This window comes from Teichococcus deserti (assembly GCF_001982615.1).
GTDB lineage: Bacteria > Pseudomonadota > Alphaproteobacteria > Acetobacterales > Acetobacteraceae > Pseudoroseomonas > Pseudoroseomonas deserti.
This window is the reverse complement of the sequence record NZ_MLCO01000226.1, coordinates 1-13,124: the sequence shown is the minus strand read 5'-3', so window position 1 is coordinate 13,124 and position 13,124 is coordinate 1. Positions and strand designations below refer to the sequence as shown.

The following is a 13,124-nucleotide window of genomic DNA, read 5'->3' as shown; positions in this document are numbered from 1 at the left end:
TGGCGGGGGTGTGGCGAGTGAACCGGCCAGCCGCCGGCGGGTTCCGGCAGCCTTCACCGGCCGAAAAACACCGAATCGACATGTGCCATTATTGACGCACAAAAAAGAACAGTGATTAATGGCGCCACGGGACCTGCGGGCCATCGGGCCAGGACGGGCGGGCCACACCGGAGACGCGCCGCATGCTGATGGATTGTCGAGGCTAGCACCCGTTCCGCCGCCCCCGCCCTGCTGCTGGCCGGCCGGTCCCACGCCTGATCCTGCTTCCCCGGTGCCGCCGCCGTTGCCCGCCGCATGCCTTCGCGCCGCCTGCGCCACGGCTTGCGCATCCGGGTGGCGCGGCCTCGCCGGCGGCTGCCCGCAACCCCGCCGAGCCGAGTTTTCCAATGAGCGCTTCGACCGACAGCCTGGGCCGCCTGGCCCCGCCCGCCGCGCGGCCCTGCGACCTGGCAGGGCTGACCCTGCGGCCGGCCCGCCACCCGGCGCGCCGCATCGGCACGCTGCTGGCGGCGCTGCTGCTGCTGGCCGTGCTGCACTCGATCCTGGCCAATCCGCGCTGGGGCTGGGATGTCTTCGCCGAATGGTTCCTGGCCGAGCCGGTGCTGGTCGGCCTCGGCCGCACGCTGCTGCTGACGGCGTTGGGCACGCTGTTCGGCTTCATGCTGGGCACGGCGCTGGCGCTCGCCCGGGTCTCCGGCTCGCCGCTGCCGGCCGGCGTCGCCTGGGGCTATGCCTGGATTTTCCGCTCGATCCCGCTGATCGTGCTGCTGCTGATCCTGAACAACCTGGGCTATCTCTACCCCGTCATCGCGCTCGGCGTGCCCTACACGGATCTCTCCTTCTTCAGCGCCTCGACCACGCAGCTGATCACGCCCTTCGCCGCGGCGGTGCTGGGGCTGACGCTGAACCAGGCGGCCTTCTCCTCCGAGATCATCCGCGGCGGCATCCTTTCCGTCGACCAGGGACAGCTGGAGGCGGCGGCGGCGCTCGGCCTGCCGCGGCGCCGCCAGGCCTTCGGCATCGTGCTGCCGCAGGCGATGCGCGCGATCCTGCCGAATGCCTTCAACGAGATCATCGGCCTGGCGAAAGGAACCTCCCAGGTCTACATCCTGGCGCTGCCGGAGCTGTTCTACACCATCCAGGTGATCTATCGCCGCAACCTGGAGGTGGTGCCGCTGCTGATGGTGGCGACGGTCTGGTACCTGATCATCCTGACCGTGCTGTCGATCATCCAGCGCCAGGTCGAGCGCCACTATGCCCGCGGCGCCCTGCGCGAGGTGTCTGCCAGTGTCTTCGCGCGGCGGAAAGCGCCGGTCGTCGCGGCGACGGAGCTGCCGCCGGCGCCGCCGGGCGCTGCCGTCGAGATCCGTCATCTCACCAAGAGCTTCGGCGCGCTGCGCGTGCTCGACGATGTGTCGCTGCAACTGCCGGCGGGCAGCGTCACCGCCATCATCGGCCCGTCGGGCTCCGGCAAATCCACCCTGCTGCGCAGCATCAACCGGCTGGAGCGCGCCGACAGCGGCTTCGTCCTGATCGACGGCGAGGTCCTGGGCTATCGCCGCGAGGGCGACGTCCTGCAGGAGCTGAAGGAGAGCGAGACGCTGCAGCGCCGCGCCACGCTCGGCATGGTGTTCCAGAACTTCAACCTCTTCCCGCATCTGACCGCGCTGCAGAATGTCGCCGAGGCGCCGGTCGCGACAGGCCGCGCCACGCGCGCGGTCGCGGAGTCCGAGGCCGCGGCGCTGCTCGCGCGGGTCGGCCTGTCGGACAAGGCAGAAAGCTATCCGCGCCAGCTTTCCGGCGGGCAGCAGCAGCGCGTCGCCATCGCCCGCGCCATGGCGCTGCGCCCGCGCGTGCTGCTCTTCGACGAGCCGACCTCGGCGCTCGATCCCGAGCTGGTCAAGGAAGTGCTCGACGTCATCCAGGCGCTGGCGCGCTCGGGCACCACGCTGGTCATCGTCACGCATGAGATCGGCTTCGCCCGCGAGGTGGCCGACCGCATCGTCTTCATGGAAGGCGGCCGCATCGTCGAGAGCGGCACGCCCGAAGACATCTTCAACAACCCGCAGCAGCCGCGCACCGCCGCCTTCCTGGCGAAGGTGCTGTGACGCGGCCTGACAGGAGCATCGCCATGGCCATCCTCACCCGCCGCCTCTGCCTGCTCGGCGGCGCCACCATCGCGGCCTCGCCGCTGCTGCCGCGCCCGCTGCGCGCGCAGGAGGAGATCGACCTCAGCCCCGCCCAGCCGCACCGCGTGCGCGCGCAGAAGGTCGAGGAGGCGATTCGCCTGCTGCCGCGGGACCTGCGCCTGGCCAATGCCGGCAAGCTGACGGTGGCCACCAATCCGGGCCGCTTCCCCTTCGGCGGCTATGCCACCGACAGCTGCACGCCGATCGGCGCCGAGATCGACATCGCGCAGCTGGTCGCCGACAGCCTCGGCCTGGTGCTGGAGGTGGTGCCGACCGCCTGGGCCGACTGGCCGCTCGGCCTGATCTCCGGCAAGTTCGATGCGGTGACCAGCAATGTCACCGTCACCGAGGAGCGCAAACAGCGCTTCGACTTCTCGACCTACCGCAACGACCTGCTCGGCTTCTATGTCGCGCTGGACCATCGGCTGCAGTCGATCGCCAAGCCGGAGGATGTCGCCGGGCTGAAGGTCATCGTCTCCTCCGGCACCAACCAGGAGCAGATCCTGCTGCGCTGGATCGAGGCCAACCGCGCCAAGGGCCTGCCGAACACCGAGGTCCAGTACTATGACGACGAGGCGGTGCTGGATCTGGCGCTGCAATCCGGCCGGGCCGATGTCTATCTCGGGCCCAATGCCACTTCGGCCTTCAAGGCGGCGCGGGTGCGCAAGACGCGGCTGGTCGGCACCTTTTCCGGCGGCTGGCCGCAGACGGCGGAAATCGCGGTGACGACGAAGAAGGGCGCGGGCCTGGCGGAGCCGATCACCGTTGCGCTGAACGCGCAGATCGAGGCCGGCACCTATGGCCGCGCGCTGGCCCGCTGGAATCTGTCGGCCGAGGCGATCCAGCGCTCGCGCACCAACCCGCCCGGCCTGCCGGCGAAGTAAGGCGCAAGCGGCAGCCCGTGACAGGGCTGCCGCCGCAAGGTTTCAGGCCGGCACGGTCGCGCCGCCCAGCGCCAGCATCAGCCGGTTCGCCCAGTTGAAGAAAGCGGCGGCCTGGATGATGTCGGCGATGGCCAGGTCGTCCAGCCCGGCGGCGCGCAGCCGCTGCACATGCTCGGGCCCGAAGGCGACCGGCGTCGCGGTCAGCGCGACGGAGGCGGCGGTGATGGCGTTCCAGCGCTCGCCCAGATCGGCGCCGGTGCCTTCGTCCAGCAGGCGGTCGACATCGGCCTCCCGCTTCGCGTAGGTGGCGGCGAAGCGCGCATGCACCGAGGCGCAGTAGATGCAGCCATTCGCGCGCGACACCGCCGTCGCCGCCAGCTCGCGGTCCGCCCGCGGCGCGCCGCCCTCGGGGTTATAGAAGATATCCTTGTCGGTCAGGGTGCGGTGCTGCAGCGCCGCCGGATCGCGCGCCAGCAAGCGGAAATACGGATTCTTCGCGCGGGCGGCGTCGATCAGCGCCTCGATGTGGCTCGGCGTCAGCTCGGCCTCGGTCAGCGGCGGCAGCCAGGGCGTCCAGCCGATCTGCGCGCGGGTGAAGGCATTGGGCTCGGAAAGTTCTGCGGACATGGCGAAAAACTCCGCGGTCAGGGGGTGGCGGCCAGCACGCGCAGCCCGGCGGCGACGCGGATCTGGAAGGCGAGGAAGGCGACCAGCTGCGACAGCGTCACCAGCCCGTCCGGCGTCCATCCGGCCGCCTGCAGCGGCGCGAAGCGCTCCGGCGCGGCGTCCCGCGGATGGAAGATCAGGAAATGCGCATAGGCCAGCGCCGCCGCCAGCTTGTCGCCGAGTGCTGCCGCGACATCGGCGGGCAGCGCGAAGGACGGCGCCGGGCTGTCCTCGGCGCTCAGCGGGCCGGGCGGGAAGGCGCCGGTCGGGCCGGCGGCGGCATTGGCCTCGGCGGCGCGGGCCACGGCCTCGGCCAGCGCGGCGCCGGCGTGCTGCGCCAGGCCCTCGGCATAGAGTGCGACGGCTTCCGGCGCGCGGTGCAGCGCGGCGACGAAGGCGGCGACGGCGAAGCGCTCGGCCAGGCTGACATCGCCGGGCGCCTGCGGCAGCAGCAGCGCCTGGTGGCTGGCCTCGGCATGGTCGCGTGCCGCCGCGCGGTTGGCGCGGATTTTCTCCAGCGCGGCGCCGGGCGCGATCCCGGCCAGGATGTCGATGGTGTCGGTCACTGCGCGGCCACTCCTGCCTGTTGCGCGATCGGGGGACGATGCTGTCGCTGCCAGCCGAGCGCGGGCGCCACGCCCTGCGCCACCAGCTCGATCGAGCGCAGCGTGTGCGCATGCGGCGGGTCGATCGAATGCACCTGTACGGCGAGCTCCGTCGCGCGCGCCAGCACGCGGTCAGCAGCGAGGGATTCCGTGACCTCCGCCACCGTGCCGAGATGCGAATCCTGCCGGCGGATGATTTCTTCCAATGTGCGGGGCGCATCCGGCAAGCGGCCCTGCGCCACCAGCCGCGCGTCGAAGCGGCGCAGCCCGGCCTCGGCCAGGCGCCAGGCCTCGGCGCGGTCGTCGGCGACGAAGACCGAGCGGCTGGCCAGGATGCGCGGCGCCGTGCCCGGCGGCAGCGCGGCCAGATAGGCGTCGATCATCGGCTCCTGGATCTCCGCCAGGGAGGCATCGGGCGCGGTCTTCGGCCGCGGCTGGGTGCGTGACAGCAGCAGCCCGGCGCCGAGCTGCCCCGCCGCTTGCGCGCCATCGACCGAGAAGGTCGCGTACCACAGCCGCTGGCCGAGCGAGGGATGCGGCGGATAGACGCGGTCGCCGCCGGCCAGCGCCTTCTGGTCCAGCGCTGCGACCAGCTCGGCCAGCTTGCGCGCGAAGACGGCGCGGCGATCGGCATCCTGCAGGCCGAAGGCGGCGAAGGCTTCCGGGTTGCCGCCGGAACCGACGCCGAGCTCGACACGCCCCTGCGACAGGATGTCGAGCACGGCGGCATCCTCGGCGACGCGGATCGGCAGCTCCAGCGGCAGGGTGACGATGCCGGTGCCCAGGCGGATGCGGCTGGTCAGCGCCGCCGCCTGCGCCAGGAAGACGAAGGGCGCAGGCAGGCCGCCTTCGGCCGCGTGGAAATGATGCTGCGCGACCCAGGCGCTGTCGAAGCCGCAGGCCTCGGCGTGGCGGATCTGCGCCAGGGCCAGGCGATAGCGCGTGGCGGCATCGCCCTCGTCGAGCAGCCGGGTGAAGAAGCCAAGCCGCAGCCCCGTCATGCCAGCGCCTCCTGCCGCGCTGCGCGCGCCGGGAAAGCGTAGGGCAGCGGATGGCCGGGCTGCAAATCGCCGCGCTCGCGGACGGGTGGCGGCAGGGTCAAGGGTGGGGGCGAGGGTGGCATGATCGGTCCTGGCAAGCCGCCGCCGGTGAGGATGCGGCCAAGGCTTTGCGGCAATATGCGGCGGAGAATCGTCATTATCAACGTGGCGGTCTCCAGCGCGACGCCGGAAGGATTGTTGCCGATATAATCTCTTAAGAACATACGGATAACGTTTGAGCGCCCGGGCATTTCCCCTCCCCCACCGGCTGCGTCATCGTCCGCCGTGACCTTCCTCCGGGTCCGGCTCCTCCCGAATAACCAATCAAATGACGTAGAAACATTGAAGGACATTTCAGTTTCGGGCAATCTGGCGGACGCGTGGGAGGCCGGCGCCCCGCTGTGAAGAGGCCGAGATGCGCGACACCATCCTCCACACCCCGATCCAGTCCTCCGAGGCCCAGACCGTGCTGGACGCGCTGGTCCTGGAATTCGCCGCCATGTACGGCGCCGACCGCCCCGGCGGTCCGCGCGCCGAGATCGACCGCTACCCGGCCGCCGCCTTCGCCCCGCCGCTCGGCGACTTCCTGGTGCTGCTGCGCGACGGCATCCCCGTCGCCGGCGGCGCCTTCATGAGCCATGACGACGAGACCGCCGAGATCAAGCGAGTCTGGGTGCATGCCGGTCACCGCCGCCAGGGGCTGGCGCGGCGCATCATGGCGGCGCTGGAGGCACGGGCCGGCGCGCTCGGCTATACCCGCGCCTATCTCACCACCGGCTTCCGCCAGCCCGAGGCGGTCGGCCTCTATGTCTCGCTCGGCTATCGCGCGCTGTTCGACCTCGAGGCCGATCCGGCGCTGTTCCGCTCGCTGCCCTTCGAAAAGCATATCGGCGCGCGCGCCGGCCAGCCCGCCACCTCGCCGCGGCGCCGCCCGGCCGCCTCGCTCGAGGCCGCGACCGCCGAGGTCGCCGCCACCAAGGCCGCGCAGGAACGCCGCATCCTGGCGCGGCTGGCGCAGCATGCGGCGGTCTCGGCCTGATCAAGTCCCCGATCAGGCCCCCGATCACGCCACAGCCAGCTTCGACCGGCCCCGCAGCAGCAGCGTCGTCACGATCACCACATTGACCAGGTTCCAGGCGACGCCATTGAGGAAGGCGGCCGCATAGCTGCCGGTCATGTCGAAGATCACCCCCGACAGCCAGCCGCCCAGCGCCATGCCCAGCAGCGTCGAGCTGAGCACGATGCCGACGCGCATGCCGACCTCCGAGGCCGGGAAGTTCTCCCGCACCACCACGGCATAGGAGGGCACGATGCCGCCCTGGAACAGGCCGAACAGCGCCGACAGCATGAACAGCGAGACCAGCCCGTCGAAGAACAGGAACTGCGACAGCGCCACCCCCTGGAGCACGGCGCCGAGCAGCAGCGTCGGCATGCCGCCGATGCGATCGGCCAGCAGGCCTGAGACCAGGCGGGAGACGATGCCGCAGGCCAGCATGACCGACAGCATCTCGGCGCCGCGCGCCACGCCATAGCCCAGGTCGCCGCAATAGGCGACGATATGCACCTGCGGCATCGCCATGGCGACGCAGCAGGCGATGCCGGCCAGCGCCAGCACCAGGGTCAGCCCGTTGCGCGACAGGCCGAGCGGCCGCGCATGGCCGGCATCGCTGCGCGGGCCGCTGGCCTGCGAGCCGGGGGCGCGGGCGCGCAGCATCAGCGCCAGCGGCAGCATGGCGACCAGGCAGATGACGCCCACCGCCATATGCGCGACGCGCCAGCCATGGGCCGCGATCAGCGCGGTCAGCAGCGGCGGCCAGACCACGCCGGCCAGGTAGTTGCCCGAGGCCGCCAGCGCGACCGCGACGCCGCGCCGCCGGCGGAACCAGAGCGAGGCATCGGCCATCAGCGGCGCGAAGCAGGCCGAGGCGCCGAGCATGCCGATCATCACCCCCTGGGCCAGGGCATAGACGATCAGGCTGGGCGCGAGCCCGGCCAGGACATAGCCGCCGGACAGCATCAGGATGGCGCCGAGCACCGGGCGCATGGTGCCGAGCCGGTCGGAGAGTCGCCCCATCAGCACGCCGCCGATGCCAAGCCCCAGCATGGTCAGCGTATAGGGCAGCGAGGCGTCGCCGCGGCTGGCGCCGAATTCGGCCTGGACATGCGGCAGGGCGACGACGACGGTCCACATCCCCGCGCCGCCCAGTGTCGACAGCGCGACGATGGCGCCGAGCCGGATCCAGGCGGTCCTGGAATCCAGTAGGTGGTCATCGGTCATCGGGCACCTGCGCCGCCGGACGCCGCGCCCCGGAGATCGTCATATCCGCGTTTCCTCTCAAAGCCATGCCGCCGGTTCGCCGGCGTGCCGCCGAAGTCTGGCGCAAGCCCAGGGCGGGCGCTACCCGGCCCCCTGCTGGCCGGCCAGCCCGGGCCAGTAATGCCCGTCCGGCGTCGGGCGGCGGCCGAAGATCGCCTGGCCGACGCGCAGGATGGTGGCGCCTTCCTCGATCGCCGCCTCGAAATCGCCGGTCATGCCCATCGACAGTTCCTTCAGATCCGGATGGTCCTGAACGGCCCGGTCACGGAGCTTGCGCAACCGGACGAAGCAGGGGCGGACCAGCGCCACGTCGTCGCTGAACAGCGCCAGCGTCATGAAGCCGCGCGGCCGCAGATGCGGGAAGCGCGGCAGGGCCTCGAGGAAGCCGGGCACCTGCTCCGGCGGCAGGCCGTATTTGCTCGCCTCGCCCGAGGTGTTGACCTGGACGAAGACATCCAGCGTCCGGCCTTCCCGCGCCAGCCGCGCCTCCAGCATCCCGGCCAGGCGCAGGCTGTCCAGCGCGTGGAATTCCTGGGCCAGCCGGGTCAGGTATTTCACCTTGTTGGTCTGCAGGTGGCCGACGATGCTCCAGGCGATGGGCAGGTCGGCCAGCGCCTCGCGCTTGCCGGTCGCCTCCTGGATCTTGTTCTCGCCACAGGAAGACATGCCGGCGGCGAAGGCGTGGCGCAGCACCGCGGCCGGCACCGTCTTGGTGATCGGCAGCAGCCGCACCGCCTCGCGTGCCCGGCCGGCGCGGCGGCAGGCGGCGGCGATGCGCGCCTCGACGGCGGCCAGGTTGTCGCGGAAGCGCTGCTCGGGCGCCGGGCCGAAGCGCTCGAGATCCGCGGCGGTCAGCGGGGCAGCCTCGGTGCTGATGCTCATCCTGCCAGGATGGCGGCGGACTGGAACAGAGGGAAAGGCCAGTTGCCCGGAATCACACCAGTCCAGTTTGGCCCCCTGGCCGCGGCGCCGCACCTGCCGCATAGTCGCGCCCCCGCTGTCCAAGAAGGTTTTCGCCCTGTGAGCATCCTCCTGATCGGTTCCCTCGACGACGACGACTATGCCGACTGGAAGACGCATCTGCTGGCGCATCTGCCGGCCGGCGAGACGCTGGTGCTGGCGAACGAGCCGCATGACGTCGACGCTGTCGAGATCGCGCTGGTCGCCAATCCGCCGCACGGCACGCTGGCGCGCTATCCGAATCTCCGCTTCGTCCAGAGCCTCTGGGCCGGCGTCGACCGCATGCTGTCCGACCCGACGCTGCCGACCGCCATCCCGATCTCCCGCCTGGTCGACCCCGCGCTGACCCAGGCCATGGTCGAATGCGCGCTCGCCAGCGTGCTGCTGCTGCACCGCCAGCTGCCCGCCTATGTGCGGCAGCAGGCGCGCGCCGAGTGGAAGCAGCTGGCGCAGCCGCTGGCCGGGCAGCGCCGCGTTGGCGTCCTCGGCCTGGGCGCGCTGGGCGGCGCCTGCGCCACGGCGCTGGCCGGCATCGGCTTCGCCGTCAGCGGCTGGAGCCGCGCGCCGAAGGCCATCGACGGCGTCGCCTGCCTGAGCGGCGGCGCCGGCATGGAGCAGCTGGTCGCGACCTCCGACATCCTGGTCAACCTGCTGCCGCTGACGCCCGACACCATGGGCATCCTTGACGCCCGGCTGTTCGGCCGGCTGCCGCAGGGCGCCGGGCTGGTCAACCTGGCGCGCGGCCGCCACCTGGTCGAGGCCGACCTGCTGGCGGCGCTGTCCTCCGGCCAGGTCAGCCACGCCGTGCTCGACGTCTTCGCCCAGGAACCCCTGCCGGGGGAGCACCCGTTCTGGGCGCATCCCGGCATCACCGTGCTGCCGCATGTCGCCGCCTATAGCGCGCCGGAATCGGCGGCGCGGATCGCGCTGGAGAATGTCGCGCGCCATCGCGCCGGGCAGCCGACCACCGCCATGGTCGACCCCGCGCGCGGCTATTGAGCCGCCGGCCAGGGCGGGCTCATCCCCCGCCCTGGCCGGTCGCGCGTCAGAAGGATGCGGTCAGCCGGGCGAAGCAGGCGCGGCCGGCCTCGCTGCCCGCCATGGCGCTGGCCTGGGCGGCCTTGCGCGGCGCTCGATCCGGCGCAGCGCGCCGCCTGGGCCGCCTGGGCCGCCTGGGCCGCCTGGGCCGCCTGGGCCGCCTGGGCCGCCTGGGCCGCCTGAGCCGCCGGGCTGACGCGGGCGCCGGGCTGGGCCATAGTCGGGCCCGCCTGGCCATGCCTGCCTGGCCATGCCCGCCTGGCCACGATGGAGAAAAAAGCGATGCGCGGCGACTTCCGGAGCGACAATGTCGCAGGCATCCACCCGGCGATCATGGCGGCGCTGGCCACGGCCAACCAGGGCACCGCCCAGCCCTATGGCCAGGACGACAGCGCCCGCGCGCTGAACGCCCGCTTCTCCGACGTCTTCGAGGCCGAGGTCACCGTCTTCCCGGTGGCCACCGGCACCGCCGCCAACAGCTTCTCGCTGGCCGCCTGCATGCGCCCCTATGGCGGCGCCTATTGTCACGAGGGCGCGCATCTGCGGCTGTCGGAGGGCAATTCGCTGGCGGCCTGGGGCCATGGCGCGGCGCTGGTCGGCCTGCCCGGCGAGGTCGGGCGGATCGACCCGGCGGCGCTGCGCCAGGCGCTGGCCGAGGCGCCGCGCGGCAACACCCAGAAGCCGCAGCCCGACGCCGTCACGGTGACCCAGGCGACCGAGCGCGGCACCGTCTACGGCCTCGACGCCCTGGCCGCGATCGGCGCCGTGGCGCGCGAGCACGGGCTGGTCTTCCACATGGACGGCGCCCGCTTCGCCAATGCCCAGGCGCATCTCGGCTGCTCCGCGGCGGACATGACCAGCAGGGTCGGCGTCGACCTGCTGTCCTTCGGCGCCACCAAGAACGGCGCCATGAGCACCGACGCGCTGGTGGTGTTCCGCCGCGACCTGGTCGAGCCGATCGCCTTCACCCTGCGCCGCGCCGGCCAGACCTGGTCGAAGATGCGCTTCGCCGCGGCGCAGCTGCAGGCCTATGTCGAAGGCGAGCTGCATCTCGACCTGGCCCGCCGCGCCAATGCCCGCGCCGCCCAGCTGGGCCACGGCCTGGCGCGGCTGCCGGGCGTGGCGCTGCTGGCGCCGGTCGAGGCCAATATCGTCTTCGCGACGCTGCCGCCGGCGCTGATCGACGCGCTGCAGGCGCAGGGCTTCGGCTTCTACCGCCGCGGGCCCGGCGAGATCCGGCTGGTCTGCCGCTTCGACCAGCCGGAGGAAGAGGTCGCCGCGCTGCTGCAGGCGGCCCGCGCCGCGGGATGAGCTTGACGCCGACTGGACCAGGGACTTTCCTGGCAACTGGACTTTCCGCAGGCGCGCGTCCGGCCATGATGCGCCGCCGCTCCCGCGCGGTCCTCCGATCCGGCGCGGCGCCCGGCGGCTCGCCCCGCCTCGTCCCGCCCACCGAAAGAAGCAAGCCATGTCATCGTCAGCGGCTCTCGCCAGCCGGCCGAAGGCCCATCTCTCCGTCCTGCTGGTGCTCGGCCTGACGCATCTGCTCAACGACCTGCTGCAGTCGCTGATCCCGGCGGTCTATCCCATCATCAAGACCGCCTATGGCCTGGACTTCGTGCAGATCGGCGTCATCACCTTCACCTTCCAGATCGCCGCCTCGCTGTTCCAGCCGCTGGTCGGCCATGTCACCGACCGCCACCCGATGCCCTATTCCGCCGCGGTCGGGATGGGCTTCAGCCTGGCCGGGCTGGTCGGGCTGGCCTTCGCCTCCAGCTATCCGCTGATCCTGGCGGCGGCGGCCTGCATCGGCATCGGCTCCTCGATCTTCCATCCGGAGGCGACGCGCATGGCGCGCAACGCCTCGGGCGGGCGGCAGGGGCTGGCGCAGGGCATCTTCCAGGTCGGCGGCCAGATGGGCGGCGCGCTCGGGCCGCTGCTGGCGGCGCTGGTCATCGTGCCGCATGGCCAGGGCAGCCTGGCCTGGTTCGCGCCGGCCGCGCTGCTGGCCATGGCGCTGACGGTCTGGATGGCCGGCCAGCACACGGCGATCCGCCGCCAGGTGGCGGCGCTGCGCGCGGCGCGCGGCGCCGGGGGCCCTGTGCGCGCGCCGCATGCGCCGCGCACCGTGCTGCTGGGCATGACCATCCTGACGCTGCTGATGTTCTCGAAGAACGCCTATATCGAGAGCTTCCGCTCCTTCTACACCTTCTACCTGATCGACCGCTTCGACGTCTCGGTCAGCACCTCGCAGCTGATGCTCTTCATCTTCCTGGTGGCCTCGGCCATCGGCGCGCTGATCGGCGGCGTGGTCGGCGACCGCATCGGCCGCTACCGCATCATCTGGTTCTCGGTGCTGGGGCCGCTGCCGCTGACCCTGGCGCTGCCCTATGCCGACTTCGTCTGGACCGGCGTGCTGACCGTCGGCATCAACCTGATCATGGCCAGCGCCTTTGCCGCCATCCTGATCTACGCCATGGAGCTGGCGCCGGACCGCATCGGCCTGGTGGGCGGGCTGTTCTACGGGCTGAACTTCGGCCTGGGCGGCATCGCGGCCGCGATCCTGGGCGGGCTGGCCGACAGCATCGGCATCGAGCGGGTCTATCAGCTCTGCGCCTTCCTGCCGCTGGCCGGGCTGCTGACCTGGTTCCTGCCGCGCATCGAGGGCGAGCGCGGCAAGGCCTGACCACGGACCAGGGGACGCGCGGCGGTCAGCCGGGGCTGGCCGCCGCACCGTCGAGGCTCGGATCGTTCGCCGCCGAGCCCAGGATATGCGCGCGGACGCTCTCCGCCAGGGCCGCGGCGTCGCCCGCCCGCAGCGCCGCCAGGATCTGCCGGTGCCCCTCCGCGCTGCGGCGCAGCGCCGACACCGAGGGCCACAGCACCATCGGCCAGAGCCGGGCCCGGTCGCGCGTCTCGATGACCAGCTCGACCAGCGGCGGGTTGGGGCCGAAGCGGTAGAGTGTGTCGTGGAAGTCGAGGTTGGTGGTGCTCTGGCTGGTGGTGCTGCCGGCCTCCACCGCGGCGTCGAAGGCATCGGCCTTGGCCTCGAGCAGCGCGAGCGCCGCGGCATCGATCCGGGGCAGGGCGGTGACCGCCGCCTCCACCTCCAGCAGCGCGCGCACCTGCAGCATGTCGCGATGCCGCTGCCGGTCGGGCAGGGCGACGCGGAAGCCGCGGTTGGGCACATGCTCCAGCGTCTGCCGCAGCGCGAGCTCGGCCAGCGCGGCCCGCAGGTCGAAGCGCTTGGCGCCGAGCTGCGCCTCCAGATCCACCAGCCGCAGCCATTCGCCGGGGCGATAGCCGCCGTTGCGGATGGCCAGCGCGATCTCGGTCGCCAGGTGGCGCTTGGGGCGGGGGGCGCGGGGCATGCGGGCGGTCCTGAGCTGGCAGGCGGAAAAACGTTGCGGCGCCGGTCGAAGCGG

General features: G+C 72.1%; 12 protein-coding genes. 6 read left to right on the top strand and 6 right to left on the bottom strand.

Features of this window, described 5'->3' with window-relative positions:
* The first annotated feature begins 386 nt into the window (after window positions 1-386).
* Window positions 387-2,108 carry an amino acid ABC transporter permease/ATP-binding protein gene (locus BKE38_RS33965; RefSeq protein ID WP_076959238.1) on the top strand — a complete coding sequence of 574 codons (1,722 nt, stop codon included), beginning with the start codon at window positions 387-389 and terminating at the stop codon, window positions 2,106-2,108.
* Between the two features lie 23 nt (window positions 2,109-2,131).
* Window positions 2,132-3,073 (top strand): ABC transporter substrate-binding protein, encoded by a 942-nt coding sequence (locus BKE38_RS21205; RefSeq protein ID WP_076959237.1) that lies wholly within the window; start codon window positions 2,132-2,134, stop codon window positions 3,071-3,073.
* A gap of 42 nt (window positions 3,074-3,115) precedes the next feature.
* Here BKE38_RS21205 and BKE38_RS33405 read toward each other — a convergent pair whose 3' ends face one another.
* Genes BKE38_RS33405 through BKE38_RS21190 form a run of 3 tightly spaced genes read right to left on the bottom strand, consistent with a single transcriptional unit; the run spans window position 3,116 to window position 5,345 of the window.
* Window positions 3,116-3,700 carry an alkylhydroperoxidase domain protein gene (locus BKE38_RS33405; RefSeq protein ID WP_076959236.1) on the bottom strand — a complete coding sequence of 195 codons (585 nt, stop codon included), beginning with the start codon at window positions 3,698-3,700 and terminating at the stop codon, window positions 3,116-3,118.
* Between the two features lie 17 nt (window positions 3,701-3,717).
* Window positions 3,718-4,305 (bottom strand): CMD domain protein, encoded by a 588-nt coding sequence (locus BKE38_RS33400; protein WP_076959235.1) that lies wholly within the window; start codon window positions 4,303-4,305, stop codon window positions 3,718-3,720.
* On the bottom strand, window positions 4,302-5,345 hold the full coding sequence (locus BKE38_RS21190) for a putative FMN-dependent luciferase-like monooxygenase (RefSeq protein ID WP_076959234.1): 1,044 nt from the start codon (window positions 5,343-5,345) through the stop codon (window positions 4,302-4,304). Before BKE38_RS21190 ends, BKE38_RS33400 begins: the two co-directional genes overlap by 4 nt.
* 454 nt (window positions 5,346-5,799) lie before the next feature.
* Here BKE38_RS21190 and BKE38_RS21185 point away from each other — a divergent pair, with 454 nt between their 5' ends.
* Window positions 5,800-6,423 carry a GNAT family N-acetyltransferase gene (locus BKE38_RS21185; RefSeq protein ID WP_076959233.1) on the top strand — a complete coding sequence of 208 codons (624 nt, stop codon included), beginning with the start codon at window positions 5,800-5,802 and terminating at the stop codon, window positions 6,421-6,423.
* A 24-nt stretch (window positions 6,424-6,447) separates the two neighbouring features.
* On the opposite strand, the gene BKE38_RS21180 is transcribed toward BKE38_RS21185, so the two are convergent.
* On the bottom strand, window positions 6,448-7,662 hold the full coding sequence (locus BKE38_RS21180) for an MFS transporter (RefSeq protein ID WP_076959232.1): 1,215 nt from the start codon (window positions 7,660-7,662) through the stop codon (window positions 6,448-6,450).
* A gap of 120 nt (window positions 7,663-7,782) precedes the next feature.
* The gene (locus BKE38_RS21175; protein WP_076959231.1) at window positions 7,783-8,583 is read right to left on the bottom strand and encodes a YggS family pyridoxal phosphate-dependent enzyme; all 801 of its coding nucleotides are present in this window, start codon (window positions 8,581-8,583) and stop codon (window positions 7,783-7,785) included.
* Window positions 8,584-8,721: 138 nt separating this feature from the next.
* Here BKE38_RS21175 and BKE38_RS21170 point away from each other — a divergent pair, with 138 nt between their 5' ends.
* From BKE38_RS21170 to BKE38_RS21155, 3 genes are all read left to right on the top strand, one after another.
* The gene (locus BKE38_RS21170; protein ID WP_076959230.1) at window positions 8,722-9,660 is read left to right on the top strand and encodes a 2-hydroxyacid dehydrogenase; all 939 of its coding nucleotides are present in this window, start codon (window positions 8,722-8,724) and stop codon (window positions 9,658-9,660) included.
* Window positions 9,661-9,981: 321 nt separating this feature from the next.
* On the top strand, window positions 9,982-11,010 hold the full coding sequence (locus BKE38_RS21160; protein WP_207553633.1) for a threonine aldolase family protein: 1,029 nt from the start codon (window positions 9,982-9,984) through the stop codon (window positions 11,008-11,010).
* 157 nt (window positions 11,011-11,167) lie between these two features.
* Window positions 11,168-12,385, top strand: coding sequence for an MFS transporter (locus BKE38_RS21155; RefSeq protein ID WP_076959227.1), 1,218 nt, complete (start codon window positions 11,168-11,170; stop codon window positions 12,383-12,385).
* A gap of 25 nt (window positions 12,386-12,410) precedes the next feature.
* Here BKE38_RS21155 and BKE38_RS21150 read toward each other — a convergent pair whose 3' ends face one another.
* A complete protein-coding gene (locus tag BKE38_RS21150) occupies window positions 12,411-13,070 on the bottom strand; it encodes a GntR family transcriptional regulator (RefSeq protein WP_076959226.1) in 660 nt (219 codons plus the stop codon).
* Window positions 13,071-13,124 lie beyond the last annotated feature (54 nt).